Annotated in this window: 16 protein-coding genes; 8 read left to right on the top strand and 8 right to left on the bottom strand. The window is 63.0% G+C overall.

Annotation, left to right across the window (positions count from 1 at the left end; genetic code table 11):
* The first annotated feature begins 52 nt into the window (after nucleotides 1–52).
* From R2E40_RS13655 to maiA, 6 genes are all read left to right on the top strand, one after another.
* A complete protein-coding gene (locus R2E40_RS13655; RefSeq protein ID WP_042066717.1) occupies nucleotides 53–712 on the top strand; it encodes a TIGR01621 family pseudouridine synthase in 660 nt (219 codons plus the stop codon).
* Entirely contained in the window at nucleotides 709–1,377 is a 669-nt protein-coding gene (locus tag R2E40_RS13650) for an HAD family hydrolase (RefSeq protein WP_318163616.1), read from the top strand. Before R2E40_RS13655 ends, R2E40_RS13650 begins: the two co-directional genes overlap by 4 nt.
* Nucleotides 1,378–1,613: 236 nt before the next feature.
* The gene (gene hppD / locus R2E40_RS13645) at nucleotides 1,614–2,711 is read left to right on the top strand and encodes a 4-hydroxyphenylpyruvate dioxygenase (RefSeq protein WP_017408053.1); all 1,098 of its coding nucleotides are present in this window, start codon (nucleotides 1,614–1,616) and stop codon (nucleotides 2,709–2,711) included.
* Between the two features lie 47 nt (nucleotides 2,712–2,758).
* Nucleotides 2,759–3,919, top strand: a complete 1,161-nt coding sequence (locus R2E40_RS13640; RefSeq protein WP_011706477.1) for a homogentisate 1,2-dioxygenase — start codon at nucleotides 2,759–2,761, stop codon at nucleotides 3,917–3,919.
* An 11-nt stretch (nucleotides 3,920–3,930) separates the two neighbouring features.
* Nucleotides 3,931–4,929: a fumarylacetoacetate hydrolase family protein gene (locus tag R2E40_RS13635; RefSeq protein WP_318163615.1), complete on the top strand. Its 999-nt coding sequence runs from the start codon at nucleotides 3,931–3,933 to the stop codon at nucleotides 4,927–4,929.
* Nucleotides 4,930–5,001: 72 nt separating this feature from the next.
* Entirely contained in the window at nucleotides 5,002–5,640 is a 639-nt protein-coding gene (gene maiA, locus R2E40_RS13630) for a maleylacetoacetate isomerase (protein ID WP_043119137.1), read from the top strand.
* A 78-nt stretch (nucleotides 5,641–5,718) separates the two neighbouring features.
* Here maiA and R2E40_RS13625 read toward each other — a convergent pair whose 3' ends face one another.
* From R2E40_RS13625 to R2E40_RS13600, 6 genes are all read right to left on the bottom strand, one after another.
* Nucleotides 5,719–6,342 carry a glutathione S-transferase gene (locus tag R2E40_RS13625; RefSeq protein ID WP_318163614.1) on the bottom strand — a complete coding sequence of 208 codons (624 nt, stop codon included), beginning with the start codon at nucleotides 6,340–6,342 and terminating at the stop codon, nucleotides 5,719–5,721.
* A gap of 122 nt (nucleotides 6,343–6,464) precedes the next feature.
* Nucleotides 6,465–6,965 (bottom strand): thioredoxin family protein, encoded by a 501-nt coding sequence (locus R2E40_RS13620; protein WP_024944498.1) that lies wholly within the window; start codon nucleotides 6,963–6,965, stop codon nucleotides 6,465–6,467.
* Nucleotides 6,966–7,144: 179 nt separating this feature from the next.
* Nucleotides 7,145–8,809, bottom strand: a complete 1,665-nt coding sequence (gene asnB / locus R2E40_RS13615; RefSeq protein ID WP_318163613.1) for an asparagine synthase B — start codon at nucleotides 8,807–8,809, stop codon at nucleotides 7,145–7,147.
* A 193-nt stretch (nucleotides 8,810–9,002) separates the two neighbouring features.
* Nucleotides 9,003–9,371: a cupin domain-containing protein gene (locus R2E40_RS13610; protein ID WP_318163612.1), complete on the bottom strand. Its 369-nt coding sequence runs from the start codon at nucleotides 9,369–9,371 to the stop codon at nucleotides 9,003–9,005.
* A gap of 126 nt (nucleotides 9,372–9,497) precedes the next feature.
* Nucleotides 9,498–11,072 carry a cation:proton antiporter family protein gene (locus tag R2E40_RS13605; RefSeq protein WP_318163611.1) on the bottom strand — a complete coding sequence of 525 codons (1,575 nt, stop codon included), beginning with the start codon at nucleotides 11,070–11,072 and terminating at the stop codon, nucleotides 9,498–9,500.
* 69 nt (nucleotides 11,073–11,141) lie between these two features.
* On the bottom strand, nucleotides 11,142–11,891 hold the full coding sequence (locus R2E40_RS13600; RefSeq protein ID WP_011706469.1) for an HAD-IIA family hydrolase: 750 nt from the start codon (nucleotides 11,889–11,891) through the stop codon (nucleotides 11,142–11,144).
* A 214-nt stretch (nucleotides 11,892–12,105) separates the two neighbouring features.
* On the opposite strand from R2E40_RS13600, the gene R2E40_RS13595 reads away from it, so the two are divergent.
* Nucleotides 12,106–13,125: an adenosine deaminase gene (locus tag R2E40_RS13595; protein WP_318163610.1), complete on the top strand. Its 1,020-nt coding sequence runs from the start codon at nucleotides 12,106–12,108 to the stop codon at nucleotides 13,123–13,125.
* 86 nt (nucleotides 13,126–13,211) lie between these two features.
* Here the strand turns inward: R2E40_RS13595 and R2E40_RS13590 are convergent, their stop codons facing one another.
* Entirely contained in the window at nucleotides 13,212–14,333 is a 1,122-nt protein-coding gene (locus tag R2E40_RS13590) for an alkene reductase (RefSeq protein WP_318163609.1), read from the bottom strand.
* A gap of 228 nt (nucleotides 14,334–14,561) precedes the next feature.
* On the opposite strand from R2E40_RS13590, the gene R2E40_RS13585 reads away from it, so the two are divergent.
* Nucleotides 14,562–15,799 (top strand): IS3 family transposase gene (locus R2E40_RS13585; RefSeq protein ID WP_318163608.1). Its coding sequence is split into 2 segments (ribosomal slippage): nucleotides 14,562–14,910 and nucleotides 14,910–15,799, totalling 1,239 coding nucleotides; the frame shifts between segments, so codons are not numbered across the junction.
* Nucleotides 15,800–15,846: 47 nt separating this feature from the next.
* Here R2E40_RS13585 and R2E40_RS13580 read toward each other — a convergent pair.
* A complete protein-coding gene (locus tag R2E40_RS13580) occupies nucleotides 15,847–17,382 on the bottom strand; it encodes a TerC family protein (protein WP_045527137.1) in 1,536 nt (511 codons plus the stop codon).
* Between the last annotated feature and the right edge of the window lie 295 nt (nucleotides 17,383–17,677).

Genomic DNA, 17,677 nt, shown 5'->3' with positions numbered 1-17,677 from the left:
CGACCCCGCAGGGTCATGTTCTTGTAATTAAAAACATTCTAAAGGGTTATTGATGTACCGGATACTAGCGCAGCACAAAGATTTCATGGTTATCAACAAGGGGCCCGGGCTCGGCATGCATGACGAGACCGACGAGGCCGGCCTGCTCCATCCGGGGCTGGTCAGTCGGGTCAAGGCCGACACCGGTCTGTTGCTCTATCCGGTGCATCGGCTCGACAAGATGACCTCCGGGCTGGTGCTCTTGGCGCGCACCACCGAGGCCAACCGGGCCCTCAGCATGGCCTTTGCCGCGCGGGAAGTGAGCAAGCAGTATCTGGCCCTCTCCGATCGCAAGCCCAAGAAGAAGCAGGGCTGGGTGAAGGGGGACATGCAGAAGGGGCGGGGTGGCAGCTGGATGCTGGCGCGCAGCCAGGACAACCCGGCCATCAGCTGGTTCGACTCCGTCTCGGTGCGCGAAGGCTTGCGGCTCTACCGGATCAAGCCCAGAACCGGCAAGACCCACCAGATCCGGGTGGCCTTGAAGAGCGTGGGGGCGCCGATCCTCGGGGATGAGCGCTACGGCGGCACGGCGGCCGATCGCGGCTATCTGCACGCCTGGCGTCTCGCGTTCACTCTGGCGGGGGAGGCGTTCGACTTCGTCTGCCCGCCCGATGAAGGCACGCTGTTTGTGCTGCCCGAGTTGCACGCCGCCATCGCGGGGCTGGCCGAATGAAGGGGGCAACAGTACCAGGCGTGCCGGATCTGCCCGCCAGCGGCTGGATCCTGGCGGATTTTGACGACACCCTGGCGCCGGATGACAGCCATGCCGGGCTGCTGCGTTTCATCCTGCGCCGCCGCATCTGGCCGCTGCTGCTGTGGCCGGTGATGGCGTTGGGCGGGCTGGTCTATCTGCTGCCAAGCCAGCGCCGACGCGGCATTTCACTGATCTGGTGGGCCATCACCCTCGGGCTGTCGCCGCTGGGGTGGCGCCGCCTGGTGCGGGCCTACTGCCGCACCCGGCCTGGGCTGTTTCGTGAGGCGCGCGCCCTGCTGCTGGCCGAAGGGCAGCGCTGCTGGGTGCTCTCCGCCAGCCCTCGCGCCCTAGTGCGGGGGCAACTGCATCAGCAACTGCCCGGCCATCTGCCCCATCGCATTCTGGGTTCGCGGATGCACTATCGCCTCGGCGGCCTGATGCCGCGTTTTTACTGCCACGGCCGCCACAAGATCCTGCCCGGGATCCACGCCCTCGGCGCAACCCTGGCACTGAGCGACAGCCTGCACGACTTGCCGCTGCTGGCAGAGGGGCAGGCGGCGTGGCTCATCAACCCCACCCCGGCGCGGCTGCAACAAGCGCGGCAGGCATTGCCCCGCATCGAGCCCAGACACTGGTCCCTGTAAGGCAAAGCTGACAGCCTTGCGGGGCGCCACCGAGCGCGCCACAAGGTTGCGGCCTTAATGTCACAATCTATTTACATCTTTTGGCCATCCCCCCGGCAAACTATCTGAACGCCGCCTCTTCTCTTCCACCGCGCCGCCACCTCTAATGAAACAAGTTGTTAACAATGCCGGTGGCGGCTGCCCGCAGCGCCCCGGTGTGACCCTCTTCGTTATCAGTCAATCGCAAGGAGCGCATCATGACGACCACTTCTTCTGCCCGTACTCACACCATCAATCCGCTCGGCACCGATGGTTTTGAATTCGTCGAGTACACGGCGCCGGATGCCAAAGGGATTGCCGCCCTCAAGGCGCTGTTCGTCTCGCTGGGCTTTGCCGAGGTGGCGCAGCACAAGCACAAGCAGTGCTGGCTCTACCGCCAGGGGGACATCAACTTCGTGGTCAATGCCGAGCCCCACTCCCAGGCCGAGCAGTTTGCCAGCCTGCACGGGCCGAGCGTCTGCGGCATGGCGTTTCGGGTGAGCGATGCCGGCAAGGCCCAACAGTACGCCATCGGCAAGGGCGCCAAGCCGTTCGTCGGCAAGATTGGCCCCATGGAGCTCAACATCCCCGCCATCTACGGCATCGGCGAGAGCACCCTCTCCTTTGTCGACCGCTACGGCGACAAGGGCTCCATCTATGACGTGGACTTCGTCTTCTATCCCGACTGGCAGGCGCGCATGGCCGAGGTGGACGCCGGGCTGTACGAGATTGACCACCTGACCCACAACGTGCAGCGTGGCAACATGGACGTCTGGTCCAATTTCTACGAGCGGATCGGCAACTTCCGCGAAATTCGCTACTTCGATATCGAGGGCAAGCTGACCGGGCTCCATTCCCGCGCCATGACAGCCCCTTGCGGCAAAATTCGCATCCCCATCAATGAATCCTCCGACGACAAGTCCCAGATCGAGGAGTACCTGCGTCAGTACAAGGGGGAGGGGATCCAGCACATCGCCATGGCGTCGAGCGACATCTACCACACCATCCGTACCCTGCGTGGCCGTGGCACCGGCTTTATGCCGACCCCGGACACCTACTACGAGAAGGTGGACAGCCGGGTCGAGGGGCACCAGGAGGATCTGGCGGCGCTCAAAGAGCTGCGCATCCTCATCGACGGCTCCCCCACCAAGGACGGTATCCTGCTGCAGATTTTCACTGACACCGTCATTGGCCCGGTGTTCTTCGAGATCATCCAGCGCAAGGGCAACGAAGGCTTTGGCGAGGGCAACTTCCAGGCACTCTTCGAATCCATCGAGCTGGATCAGATCCGTCGCGGGGTGCTCAATGATGCGTAACGGGAGCTGCCACACACGGGTTGGTTGTCAAGCAAGGGAGGTTGGCGATGCGCAACTGGATTAACTTTCCCCACCGGGAGGGGACACACTCCCGTCAGGCTCATGCCGACCTGCCCGAGCAGGCCATCTATGAGCGCGAACTGGGTCGCTCCGGCTTTTTCGGACCGGCCACCCACATGCACCACAAGCATGCCCCCACCGACTGGGTCAACTGGGAGGGGCCGCTGCGCCCGCGCCTGTTCGATCTCAACGCCCTCGGCGAGGAGGTGAGTTCCCTCTCCCCCTGGGTGATGCCGGATATTCTCAGCAACCCCCACTGCCGCTACCGCATCTGGCGCCTGCATGAGCCCATGCCGTTTCTGGTGCGCAACGCCGATGGCGACGAGCTCCTGTTTATCCACGAGGGGAGCGGCGAGTTCTATTGCGACTATGGTCACCTGACCCTGCGCGATGGCGACTACCTGGTGATCCCCCGCGGCACCATGTGGCGCATCGAGCCGACGGCGCCCCTGTTCATCCTGATGATCGAGGCGACCAACGACAGCTACCAGCTGCCGGACAAGGGGCTGGTGGGCAATCACGCCATCTTCGATCCGGCGGCGCTGGACGTGCCGGCCATCAACGAGCGCTTCCTGGCCCAGCAGGATGAGAACCCCTGGTCGCTGCAGGTGAAGCGTCACAACCAGGTCTCGGTCATCACCTGGCCGTTCAATCCGCTGGATGCGCAAGGGTGGCACGGGGATCTCTGCGTGGTGCGCCTCAACTGGCGGGACATCCGCCCGCTGATGAGCCATCGCTACCACCTGCCGCCCTCGGCCCACTCCACCTTCGTGGCGAGCCGGTTCGTGGTCTGCACCTTCGTGCCGCGCCCCATCGAGAGCGATCCCGGCGCCCTCAAGGTGCCCTTCTATCACAGCAACGACGACTACGACGAGGTGCTCTTCTACCACGCCGGGGATTTCTTCAGCCGGGACAACATCGAGCGGGGCATGGTCACCTTCCATCCTGCCGGGTTCACCCACGGTCCCCATCCCAAGGCGTTTGCGGCGGGTCAGGCCTACGCCAAGAAGTTCACTGACGAGGTGGCGGTGATGCTCGATACCCGCGATGCGCTCAACGTCGGCAGCTTGTGTGACGGGGTGGAGAACCCGCGTTACGTCACCAGCTGGTTGCGCCCGGAACTCACGCCAGCCACGAACGGCAAATAAGAGGAATCCCTATGAAACTGGCAACCCTGAACAATGGCAAACGGGACGGCGCCCTGGTGGTGGTGAGTCGCGATCTGAGCCGCGCGGTGCGCGTGCCGCAGCTGGCCGCCACCCTGCAGGCGGCCCTCGACGAGTGGGCCGAACTGGCGCCCAAGCTGACCGCCGTCTATCAGCAGCTCAACGATGGTGCCTGCGCCGATGCTTTCCCGTTCGACGAGACGGCCTGTCTCTCCCCGTTGCCGCGCGCCTACCAGTGGGCCGATGGCAGCGCCTACGTCAACCACGTGGAGCTGGTGCGCAAGGCCCGCGGCGCCGAGATGCCAGAAAGCTTCTGGCACGATCCCCTGATGTATCAGGGGGGCTCGGACAGCTTCCTGTCGCCGCGGGGTTCCATCCCGATGGGGTCGGAGGAGTGGGGCATCGATTTCGAGTCGGAGATCGCCGTCATCACCGACGACGTGCCGATGGGCACCAGCCCGCAGGCAGCCGCCGGCCACATCAAGCTGCTGATGCTGGTCAACGACGTCAGCCTGCGCAACCTCATCCCGGGGGAGCTGGCCAAGGGCTTTGGCTTCTTCCAGTCCAAGCCCTCCAGCAGCTTCTCTCCGCTGGCCATCACCCCGGACGAGCTGGGGGATGACTGGCGCGACGGCAAGGTGCACCTGCCCCTCGAGACCCACCTCAACGGCGCCCTGTTCGGGGCCCCCGACGCCGGAGTGGACATGACCTTCAACTTTTATGAGCTGATCGCTCATGCCGCCAAGACCCGGCCGCTCGGGGCGGGCTGCATCATCGGCTCGGGCACCGTCTCCAACTACGACCGAAGCCGCGGTTCATCCTGCCTCGCCGAGCTGCGAATGCTGGAAATTATCGAGTCAGGTCAAGCCACTACACCCTTTCTGCGCTTTGGTGATACAGTGTCCATCGCGATGCAGGATCGCAACGGGATGAGTCTGTTTGGCACCATTTTGCAGCGGGTCACGCCGGCGGGGGCCAGTCAGACGAAGTGAGGGGCCAGCATGGATACGAGGCCGGCTGGTGAGCGGCAGGTGCCCTTGCACCTGCCAACACAGGGACAGATTATGTTGCAGTTGTTTGGATATTGGCGTTCATCGGCAAGTTATCGGGTACGGATCGTGATGCAGCTCAAGGGGCTCGATTATGAGCAACATCCGGTCAATCTGCGGCAGGGCGAGCAGCGCGAGAAGGCCTATCGCCGGCTCAACCCCCAGGGGCTGGTGCCGTTTCTGGTGGATGGCGAGGTGCAGGTAGGTCAGTCGGTGGCCATCATGGAGTACCTCGACGAAACCTATCCCGCCCACCCGCTGATGCCCTCGGCCCCGCAGGAGCGCGCCCGGGTACGCCAGATCGTCAACATGATCGCCTGCGACATCCACCCCCTCAACAACCTGCGGGTGCTCAACTATCTGGAGCAGTCGCTGGGGCAGGGCAAGGCACACCGCGACGAGTGGTATCGCCACTGGATTGACGAGACCTTCGCCGCGCTGGAGCAGTTGCTGATGACCACCGCCGGCATCTATTGCGTCGGCAACGAGGTGACCCTGGCGGACTGCATGCTGGTGCCCCAGGTCTACAACGCCCGCCGCTACGACATGTCGCTGGAAGACTACCCCACCATCAACCGTATCGTCGCCAACTGCGAGCAGCTGCAGGCCTTTATCAAGGCCGCGCCAGAGCAGCAGCCGGATGCCCAGCCCTGACATACGGCAGGCCGGGCCCGGTCATCCCGGCCCGGCCTGCCGTGTTCACTCTGCCAACTCCCTCCCTTCTCGTTCGCCTCAGGGCGTTCCGTTGCAGCCATAGCGCCGAAAGCCGGGTCGCTCGCCCAGTCGCTGGTAGTAGTCGTTCACGGCCGGCAGTTGCGGGCGATCATAGGGCGTCTCCAGCCAGCGGTTGACCGACAGCCCGATGGGAATGTCCGCCAGCGAGAAGTGGGGGCCGGCCACATATCCCCCCGCTGCTTGAAGCTGTTTCTCCAGGATCCCCATGCAGTGAGACCACTGCAGGCAAGCTGCGTGAAGGGCCTGATGGTCTTGATGCTGGGGGGAGCGCCGCACCAGCGACAGGAAGGCGTAGCGCCAGGCGCTGTTCAAGTCCGATGCCTGCCAGTCAATCCATTGATCGACCCGGGCCCTGGCTCTCGCCTCGACGGGATAGAGCGCGTTGTCACCGTAGCGCGTCGCCAGATAGCGGATGATGGTGTTCGACTCCCACAGGGTGAAGTCGTCATCCTGAATGACCGGCACCATGGCATTGGGGTTGAGTGCCAGAAACGCCGGGGTGTCCGTCGGCTTGAAGCCGGCACCCCACTCCTCCAGCTCGAACGGGAGATCCAGCTCGGCGCAGGCCCACAGCACCTTGCGCACATTGATGGAAGAGGCTTTGCCCAGTATCCGTAACATCTTTTCGTCCTTGTCGGGGGGATGGCCGGCTTGCCGCAGGCCTACAATCCCCTGCTTGCACGGCCATCGAGGCCCAACACAGTCATCGACCGTGCTGGGCCCTGATTGCATCGATTGGCGAGTCAGCCGTGGGTGGTCTTGGGCTGGAAGAAGGCGATGAACTTGCCGAATTTCTCCCCGTCGTAGCTGTCCCCCTTCTCCAGCAGCCCGGTGTTGAAGGATTCCAGCAGCTTGCCCTTGGCATCCAGCACGTAGAAGTGGGGCACCCCCAGATACTCGGGATAACCTTTGAGGAAGGATTCGTTCTTGTTCTGTTTGCTGACGTTCACCTTGACCACCACGAAGGTGCGGTTGAGCTGACTGGCAAGGTCGGGTTGTTGGTCCAGAAAGTGGTTCATCTCCTGGCACCAGCTGCACCACTCGCCGCCCACCAGCAGCAGGACTTTCTTGCCCTCGGCACTGGCCTTGGCGGTAGCGGCGGCGAGATCGCGGGCCGGGTCTCGTTGCTCGTCATAGCCCTGGCTGTAATCGGGCAGGGTCTGGCTCCAGAGGTGGCCGGCGCTGTACGCCTCGCCATGAAACAGGGCGGTGCCAAGCACCAGCGGCAATAGCAGTCGGTTCATCACGTGCTCCTTGTGTTGTTGTGGTTGCTTCCAAGCCGCAACAATGTGACACGAGCGAGCCTGGCCGCCAAGGGCGAGATGGGCGCTTGTTATGCAAAAAGCGGGAATGGGTCGGCGGGAAAAAACCAAGCCCCTCGCAGGAGGGGCTTGGCATTCAGGCAAAGGAGGTCGCCGGCAGATCAGTAACCCTGCTGGTGGACGTCCATCACGGCGCGACCGGACGGGTCTGCCATCTCCTTGAACTTGGCATCCCACTCCAGCGCGGTCGGGGTGGAGCAGGCGACCGACTTGCCGTAGGGCACGGTACGGGCGGCGGACTCCAGCGGGAAGTGCTCGTCAAAGATGGCGCGATAGAAGTAGGCCTCCTTGGTGAGCGGGGTGTTGACGGGGAAGCGGAAGGCCGCCGCCTCTAACATCTGATCCGTCACCTCTTCCTCGACCATGGCTTTCAGGCTGTCGATCCACGAATAGCCTACGCCGTCGGAGAACTGCTCCTTCTGGCGCCACGCCACCTCAAAGGGCAGCAGATCCTCGAACGCTTCGCGCAGGATGTGCTTCTCGATCTTGCCTTTGCCGCACATCTTGTCGGCGGGCTGCAGGCGCATCGCCACGTCCATGAACTCCTTGTCGAGGAAGGGCACACGACCCTCCACACCCCAGGCGGCCATCGACTTGTTGGCGCGCAGGCAGTCATAGAGGTGCAGCGAGGCGAGCTTGCGCACGTTCTCTTCGTGGAACTCGCGAGCGTTGGGCGCCTTGTGGAAGTAGAGGTAGCCGCCGAACAGCTCGTCGGAACCTTCGCCGGAGAGCACCATCTTGATCCCCATCGCCTTGATGTAGCGGGCCATCAGGTACATCGGCGTGGAGGCGCGGATGGTGGTGACGTCATAGGTCTCGAGGTGATAGATGACGTCCCGCAGGGCATCCAGTCCCTCCTGCACCGTGAAGTGGATCTGGTGGTGGATGGTACCCAGGTGATCAGCCACCTTGCGGGCGGCGGCGAGATCCGGCGAGCCTTCCAGGCCGACGGCGAAGGAGTGCAGCTGCGGCCACCAGGCTTCGCTCTTGCCATCGTCTTCCACCCGACGGGCGGCATAGAGCTTGGTGATGGCGGAGATGACGGACGAATCCAGCCCGCCGGAGAGCAGCACGCCATAGGGCACGTCGCACATCAGCTGGCGCTTGACCGCCGCTTCCAGCGCGGCTTTCAGCTCGGCCTTGTCACTGACGTTGTGCTCGACCGCGCCGTACTCCATCCAGTCGCGTTTGTACCACTGCTTGAGCTCGCCATCCTTGCTCCACAGGTAGTGTCCCGGTGGGAAGGTTTCGACGCTCTTGCAGACCGGTACCAGCGCCTTCATCTCGGAGGCGACGTAGAAGTTGCCGTGCTCGTCGCGGCCGGTATAGAGGGGGATGATCCCCATGTGGTCGCGACCAATCAGGTAGGCATCCTGCTCCGCGTCATAGAGGATGAAGGCGAAGATGCCGTTGAGATCGTCCAAAAAGGCGGGGCCCTTCTCCTTGTAGAGGGCCAGCAGCACCTCACAGTCAGAGTGGGTCTGGAACTGGAAGTCGACCTTGAGGTTCTTCTCCAGCTCCTTGTGGTTGTAGATCTCGCCGTTGACGGCCAGCACGTGGGTGCGCTCGGGGTTGTAGAGCGGCTGGGCGCCGTTGCCCGGATCGACGATGGCCAGGCGCTCGTGCACCAGAATGGCTTTGTCGGAGCTGTAGACGCCGGACCAGTCAGGACCGCGGTGGCGCAATCGCTTGGACATCTCCAGCGCCGATTTGCGCAGTGCGGCCGCATCGGATTTGATGTCCAGAATGCCGAAAATAGAACACATTGGCGGTAATCCTCTTGATTTTTATATGAGCCCCCCACGTTCGGGCTCGAAATTCCATTTACATTCCTCGCCAATCACAATGCCTAGTGCAAAAACCTTTTGCAAGCGGGAAAACCGCAGAAAATCATGCCGTACACGTCAACCCGGTCGACCTGAAAAAGGGCGGCTACGGCGGCCCGGGTTGACGCAGACGTCAAGTCGCGGCGGGCTCGAAGATCACGTAGAGCTTGCGGCAGGGGGTGAGGGTTTCCCACTCGCCGACAAAGCCGGCCGGGATGACGAACTGATCGCCGGGCTTGAGGGGCAATTTGCCGCCCTGGCCGTCGTGGATCACCGCCTCGCCCTCCAGCAGCTGGCAGTATTCGTGCTCGGTGTAGTGGATGGCCCAGCGGCCGGGCTCGCAAGCCCAGAAGCCCACGTGAAACTGCTTGCTCGGGTCGGTATAGTGGTTCCATACCGTCTGGCGCGGATTGCCGGCGCGCAGGCGCTCGGGGGCGGGCATCAGCGGGGTGGGGGCCGCCTCATGGCGATCGAGCAGGATCCAGTCGTTGAGGGTCTTCATGCTGCCTCCTTGGCAAGGGATAAAAAACGGGGCCATCCAGGCCCCGTAATTGTTCGTTTTATTAAACGAGGTTGCGCATAACGTAAACGATAGCGCCTCCCTTGCCAAGGGGGCCGCCGCCCCCCGTCAGCGTGGCTGCAGCCGCTTGATGACGTGGCGGGCAAAGCCGCTGCCCGCTTCGTCGTAGACGTTGAACACCGCATCCACCCCTTGCTCTTTCAGGGAGGCGATGTCGTCCTCGAAGCGGACGATGGCGGCAATCTTGCCGGCAAAGCCGTGGCTGCGCAGTTTCTCGATGGCGTAGAGGTTGCCCGAGTGGTGAGGCATGGCCAGCAGCACCAAGTTGACCTGGTTGGAGAGCAGCACCTTGTCCCAGAAATCGGTATCGGTGGCATCCCCCTCGATGACGTTCATGCCCTGGGCGCGCAGGGTGGGCAGCTTCTCGCTGTCGTTCTCCACCCCGAGGATCACGGTGCCGTACTTGTTCTCCAGCTCGAAGTAGGCGCCCTGACCGATCCGCCCCATGCCGAGGATGATCACCTCGGCATCGCCGAGCTCGATGGGCCTGTCCTCCGGGTGCAGGGTGGTGGCCTGCATGCCGCGCAGCCAGTTGCCGAGCCGATGGTAAATGCGCTCGCTCTGGCCGTTGAGGGGGGCCGAGATCATGAAGCTGGCCGCCAGCGCCAGGGAGATCGCAACCAGCCACTCGTGGGAGATCCAGCCCGCCTTGGCGGCGATGGCCGCGACGATGAGACCGAACTCCGAGAAGTTGGTGAGCGCCAGGGTGGAGAGCAGGGCGGTACGCACCCGCAGGTGGGCGCCGCTGTAGACCAAGTAGTAGAGCGCGCTTTTGAGCGGCAGGGCCAGTACCAGTGCCAGCGCCAGCAACATAGTATCGTGGGTCGGCAGGCCGTTGAGGCCGATGGTGAGAAAGAAGCAGATAAGAAACAGATCTTTGAGGTTGAACAGCGACTTGGCCAGCCCTGCGGAGGCGGGGTGAGAGGCGATCAGCATGCCGATGACCAGCGCCCCCAGATCCGGTTTGAGCCCCACCACCTCGAAGCCGGCGGCCCCCACCACCAGCGCCAGGAAGATCCCGAACAGCACCTGCAGCTCGCCGTGACCGGCCCGCTCCAGCAGTTTCAGCAGCAAGGGGCGCAGCAGCGGCAGGCCCAGGATCCAGAGTGCCCAGATGCTGGGCCACTGACCGCTGGAGACCGCCAGGAAGGCCACCGCGAACAGATCCTGCATCACCAGCACGCCGACGGCGAGGCGGGCATAGAGGGCGTTCATGTCGCTGCGCTCCTCCAGCACCTTGACCGCAAACACGGTACTGGAGAAGGAGAGGGCAAAGCCCAGCAGCAGCGCCAGCCGCCAGTCCAGCGACATGGCCAGCGCCAGCCCGAGCCCCTTGCACACCAGCAGCACCACGGTGAACAGCAGGGTGGAGAGCAGCAGGTGCAAACTGGTGGTGCCCCAGACGTCGCGCCGCATCAGGATCTTGACGTTGAGCTTGAGGCCGATGGTGAACAGCAGCAGGGTGACGCCGAGATCGGCAATTTCGTTCAGGGCCGGGGTGTTCTGATAACCCATGCCATTGAGCATGAAGCCGGCCGCCAGAAAGCCCAGCAGGGGCGGCAGGCCGATGAGGTTGACGAGCATGCCGCAGCCGAAGGCCACGGCGATCATGACAGGTTCCATTGCGCGTCCTTCAGGAGTAACGAGGCCGACCTGGACCTGGCGCCAGGCCGGCCCGTCAGCCGGCAGGGATCAGACGATGTCGATATCCACCACTGAGTCGAAGATGTGGTTCGGCCGAAACGGCATGCGGTCGATGTCGGCCACCTTGCTCACCCCGGAGAGCACCAGCACCGTCTCGAGGCCGGCCTGGAAGCCCGCCAGAATGTCGGTGCGCAGGTTGTCGCCGATGATGATGGTGTCGTCGGAGTGGGCCTCCATCCGGTTGAGCGCCGCGCGGATGATCCAGGCGCTCGGTTTGCCGACGTAGAACGGCTTCTTGCCGGTCATCCGCTCGATGGGGGCGCACAGGGCGCCGCAGGCCGGGTGCATCATGGGGCCGTGGGTATCCGGGTTGGTGGCGATGAAGCGGGCCCCCTGATCGACGAACTTGGCCCCCAGCTGCATCATGGTCCAGTTGTAGTTGCGGGTCTCGCCCACCACCACGAAGTCGGGGTCGATGTCGGTGATGGTGAAGCCGGCCTTGTAGAGCTCGTGGGTCAGCGCCCCTTCGCCGATCACATAGGCCTTCTTGCCATCCTGGCGCTTGAGAAAGTCGGCGGTGCCCATGGCGGAGGTGTAGAAGCACTCCTCCGGCACCTCGATCCCGGCGGAGCGGAAGCGGTTTTGCAGATCTTTCTGGGTCTGGGCCGGGTAGTTGGTCAGAAACAGCAGCTTGCTGCCCTGCTCCAGCAGGCGGTGGACGAAGCGGTCGGCACCGGGCACCAGATCGTTGTTGTGCAGGATGACGCCGTCGATGTCGCAGATGACGTTTTTCTTCATGGGGACTCCTTGTGTAGGCGCAAGAGGCGGCGGAAAGTTGCGCCAACTCTCAAGATCTTCAAATAGTTATGTTGTTTTTGTGACGCCATTATAAGTCTGTTTGATGACAAGTCTCCCCCATAAACAGAGATAGGTGCACAATGAACGACAGAGGGGAGGGATCCGCTCTGCCACTGGCTGGTCCCGCTGTCTGTGAACCGATGGAGCCGTCATCATGGATAACTTTATTGCCGGTCTGCCCAAGCTGGAGCTGCACCTCCATATCGAAGGCTCGCTCGAGCCGGAATTGATGTTTGCCCTGGGCCAGCGCAACGGCGTGGCCCTGCCCTGGCCCGACGTGGCCAGCGTGCGTGCCGCCTATGAGTTCGACTGTCTGCAATCCTTTCTCGATCTCTACTACCTGGGGGCCAGCGTGCTCATCACCGAGCAGGATTTCTTCGACCTCACCTGGGCCTATCTGGAACGCTGCGCCACCGACAAGGTGGTGCACGTGGAGATCTTCTTCGACCCGCAGACTCACACCGCCCGTGGCGTGCCCTTCGCCACCGTGCTGGGCGGGATCGAGCGGGCGCTGCAGCGCGGAGAGCGGGAGTTTGGCATCAGCTGGCGGCTCATCATGAGCTTCTTGCGCCACCTGAGCGAGGAGGATGCCTTTGCCACGTTGGCAGAGGCCACTCCCTTCCTGTCGCGCATTCACGGCATCGGCCTTGACTCGGGGGAGCGGGGCAACCCGCCCAGCAAGTTTGCCCGGGTCTTTGCCCGCTGCCGCGAGCTGGGGTTGCCGGTGGTGGCCCACGCCGGCGAAGAGGGGCCGGCGGACTACATCTGGCAGGCCATCCGGGAGCTTGAGGTGCGGCGCATCGATCACGGGGTGCGCTGCGTTGACGATCCCGATCTGCTGCGCTATCTGGCCGATACCCGGCTGCCGCTCACCGTCTGTCCCCTCTCCAACACCCGCCTCAAGGTGTTTGACAAGATGGCCCACCACAACGTGCTGGCGCTGCTGGAGCAGGGGCTGTGCGTCACCATCAACTCCGACGATCCCGCCTATTTCGGCGGCTACATGAATGCCAACTTCCACGCCCTGGCCCATGAGCTGGGGGCCAGCATGAACCAGCTCTGCCGCTTGTCACTGAACGCGGTGGAGGCGAGCTGGCTGAGCCTGGCCGACAAGGCGCGGCTGACCCGGGAGATCAGAAGCTACGCCGCCTGCTACGGGGTCAGCCTTCATTAGCCTGCGGCGCCGGCAAGCATGACAGGCAAAAAAACGCGCCCACCAGAGAGGGTGGGCGCGTTTTTTTATGCCTGGGCGGGTGTGACTCAGGCCGTGTGGGGCTGGGCGGCCGCCTGATAGGTCGGGTAGTCAGTCAAGCCCTTTTCGCCGCCGCCAAACAGGGTGGCCGGATCGTGAGGGGCCAGCGGATAGCCGTGGCGCAGCCGCTCGGGCAGATCGGGGTTGGCCACGAAGGGGCGACCGAAGCCTATCATGTCGGCCCAGCCCGCCTCGAGCGCCGCCCGGGCACGCTCGCCATCGTACTTGCCGGCATAGATGAGGGTGTTGGGGAAGGCGTCGCGCAGCCCCTGCTTGAAGCCTTCCGCCATCAGCGGGGCATCGTCCCAGTCCGCCTCGGCGATGTGCAGGTAGACCACGTCGAGCCGGCCCAGCAGGCGGGCGGCGGCCAGGTAGGTCTCCTGCGGGTTGGCATCGACGGTGCCGTTGAGGGTGGTGAGCGGCGCGAGGCGCACCCCGACCCGGTCGGCCCCGATCTCGCTGCAGACTGCCTCGGTCACCTCTTTGAGGAAACGCAGCCGGTTCTCCAAGGAACCGCCGTAGCCGTCGGTGCGGGTATTGGACTCGGAGTCGAGGAACTGGTTGATGAGGTAGCCGTTGGCGGCGTGCAGCTCGATGCCGTCAAAGCCGGCCAGCATGGCGTTGCGAGCCGCCTGACGAAACTGCCCCACCACCGCGTCGATATCGGCCTGGGTCATGGCGCGCGGGGTGACGGTTTCGACGAACCCGGGGGCATCGCTGCCGTTGTCGACGAATACCCGCACCCCTTTTGCCTGAATGGCGGAGGAGGAGATGGGCTGGGCACCGCCGAGGTTGTCAGGGTGAGTGACCCGGCCCACGTGCCAGAGCTGGGCGAACATGGTGCCGCCCTTGGCGTGCACGGCGTCGGTCACCTGCTTCCAGCCGGCCACTTGCTCGGCGCTGTGGATCCCCGGCGTCCAGGCGTAGCCCTTGCCCATGGGGTCAATCTGGGTGCCTTCGCTGATGATGAGGCCGGCCCCGGCGCGCTGGGCGTAGTAGGTGGCCATCATGGCATTGGCCACGTCACCGGGCTGGCTGGCGCGGGAGCGGGTCATGGGGGGCATGACGATGCGATTGTTGAGGTGCAGCTGGCCGAGGCGCAGGGGGCAGAACAGGTGATCGTGGTGCATGGTGAATTCCTCATGGTGATGATGGGCTCACTCTAGTGCCGGCATCCCTTGCGAAAAAGAGGGGTAATTGCAGAAAAGAATTGCGCTGATGGCAGCAATGGTGAAAAGAGGGAGGGGCAGGGGGAGGCGCCTGAATAAAAAGGGGGCCCGCAAGGCCCCCTTTTTCAGCATGGTGTCCCGTCCTGAATATGGTTTACACCTTCTTCCCCCGAATAGATGGAGCTCCCAATGGGACAAGGTGTGAAACGGACACAACGCGATTACTCGCTGACTTTTAAACTGGCCGTGGTGGAGCAGATTGAAAAAGGTGAACTCACCTGCCACCAGGCACAATCCCGCTATGGCATTCAGGGCAATTCGACCATTCTGGTATGGTTGCGTAAACATGGACGGCAGGATTGGAGCCAAGGGGCTTCTGTGCGAGCCGGCAGGAGTATCACCATGCCTGACCCCGACAACCAGACGCCTGAACAGCGTATCAAGGAGCTCGAGCAGCAGCTGGCGATAATGAGCCAGAAGGCCCAGTTCTTTGAGGCTGTGGTCGATGTGCTGAAGAATGACTACGGCGTCTCCATCGTAAAAAAGCGACCCGGCAAGTCCTCTCGCGGCGGCAAGTCGACGGGCTGACCATCGTCAGTGCTTGTCGGTTTCTGGGAATAAGCCGTCAGGCTTACTACAAGCGCAATCGGGTCGCCGACCTGCGCCATGCGCAGGAGCTGCAGGTGGTGCGTTTCGTACGCAAAGTTCGGCTGCGACAACCACGGGTGGGTACCCGCAAGCTACATTATCTGCTGCAAGGTCAGGACGATGCCGGGCTGAAGGTCGGGCGGGACAGGCTGTTTCGGATATTGGTCGAGCACCGCCTGCTGGTACAGCCCAGGCGGGCATATCACAAGACCACCCACAGTTTTCACCGCTTCTATCGCCATCCCAACTTGCTCAAACCCAGCCCGGTGCAAATCACTGCGGTGGCGCCAGAGCAGGTTTGGGTCGCCGATATCACCTACCTGCCAGCCAAGAGCGGGCCGCTCTACCTGAGCGTGGTGACGGATGTCTACTCACGCAAGATAGTGGGCCATCATGTACACGAAGGAATGCATGCCGAGTCGGTGGCGATGGCGTTCAAGAACGCACTGAAGCAACGGCGTGGTGACGGGGAACTTGTTCATCACTCGGACCGCGGCGTGCAGTATTGTTCGGGGTTGTATCAAGCGCTGCATGAACGGCACGGAGTACGGTGCTCGATGACAGATGGTTATGACTGTTACCAGAATGCGCTGGCAGAGCGGGTGAACGGGATTTTGAAAGGAGAACTGCTGTTGCAAAGCCCGCAGAACCTGGCGCAAGCACGGGAGATGGTGCGTGAAGCGGTGGATATCTACAATCTGGAGCGGCCACACCAGGCCTTGAAATACAGAACCCCCGATGTAGTACATCGGGGGTTCTGGGTGTCAGAAGTTAACTGAAAATGTGTAAACCTATTTCAGGACTAGACATGGTTCACGCAATGGCGTCAGGCCTCCAGCGGCATGACGCGCACCCGCTCGATGCGCCGCTCGCTCACCTCGACCACCTCGAAGCCGAGCTGCTGCAGTTGCAGCCGCTGGCCCGGGGCGGGCAGGGTGCCGAAGTGGGAGAGCAGCATGCCGGCCAGGGTCACGTACTCGTCGCTCTCGCTCACCAGCCCTTCGTGTTCCAGCACCTGCTCCACATGGTGGATGTTGGTGCTGCCGTTGATGAGCCAGCCTTCCCCATCGCGGACGATGTCCGGCGTTTCATCTTCATCGGGCAGCTCGCCGACGATGGCCTCCAGCAGGTCGTGGGTGGTCACCAGCCCCTGGATCACGCCGAACTCGTCGGCCACCAGGATGAGGCTGCCCTTGGCCTGGCGCAGCTCTGCCAGCAGCTTAATCACGTTGATGGTCTGCGGCACTATGATGGGGTCGTTCTGCTTGGCCAGCTCGCTCAAGGATTGCCCTTCGTTGAGGGCAAACAGCAGGTCGCGCGCCTTGACCACCCCGATCACCTCGTCCAGATCGCCGTCACAGACCGGGAACAGGCTGTGGGGCTCCTGCTGCAGCAGGGCGCGGATCTCGTCGTTGGAGTCGTTGACGTCGATCCAGGCCATCTCGGAGCGCGGGGTCATGATGGTGCGGATGGAGCGTTCGGCCAGCGACAGCACCCCGGTCACCATGTAGCGCTCCTCCTCGCCAAAGCTCACCGGCTCGGCGGCGGGGGCGTCCAGATCGTCGTCCGGTCGGTCCTGATACGCCTTGCTGCCCATCAGTTTGAAGATGGCGGCAGTGGTGCGCTCGCGCAGGGGCTGCTTGGCTTCGTGGCGCTCGGCACTGCGCTGGGAGAGCTGGTTGAAGAATTCGATCAGCACCGAGAAGCCGATGGCTGCGTAGAGGTAACCCTTCGGAATATGGAAGCCAAACCCTTCCGCCACCAGGCTAAAACCGATCATCAGCAGGAAGCTCAGACAGAGTACCACGACGGTGGGGTGGGCGTTGACGAAGCGGGTCAGCGGCTTGGAGGCGAGCACCATCACCAGCATGGCGATGGTGACGGCCGCCATCATGACGCCGAGGTGTTCCACCATGCCGACGGCGGTGATGATGGAGTCCAGCGAGAAGATGGCATCCAGCACCAGGATCTGGGTGATCACCACGCCGAAGCTGGCGTAGACGCCGACCGGCCCGTCTTCGGGCGGCTTGGCTTCCAGCCGCTCATGCAGCTCTGAGGTGGCCTTGAACAGCAGGAACAGACCGCCCCCCATCAGGATCAGGTCCCGACCGGAGAAGGGGTGATCCCACAGGTGCAAAATGGGGGTGGTCAGGGTGACCAGCCAGGACATCACGCTCAGGAGCCCCAGGCGCATCAGCAGGGCCAGTGACAGGCCGATGACGCGGGCCTTGTCCCGCTGGGCGGGGGGCAGCTTTTTCACCAGGATGGCGATGAAGACCAGGTTGTCGATCCCGAGCACGATTTCCAGGACGATCAGAGTAAACAGACCGATCCAGATGTGGGGATCCAGCAGCAATTCCATGTAGTGACCTCAATAAAAACAGACAGAGCAAAGGGTAAGCACTGCGTACGATGGCCGCAGTGACAGCAAGGCAATGGCGTTATTCAGAGGCGCTGATTGAGCAGATAAAGATAGGCTTTGACGGGAAGAAACGAAGGGCAACTTCGGGGATTGTCCATGATGGGCAATAAAACCTCGGGTTAAAAGTGAGCCCTGATGATAACGGGAATCCCGTATTTGGCAAGAGGGGGGAGCTCCGAGAAAGGCGCGCTCGCCCTCTGGGGCGACAGGCGCGGACGGAGCTTGCCAGGCAAGC

The organism is Aeromonas sp. CD, from assembly GCF_033349375.1.
GTDB lineage: Bacteria > Pseudomonadota > Gammaproteobacteria > Enterobacterales > Aeromonadaceae > Aeromonas > Aeromonas hydrophila.
The sequence above is the reverse complement of the archived record's forward strand: the minus strand, read 5'-3'. Positions and strand labels throughout refer to the sequence as shown.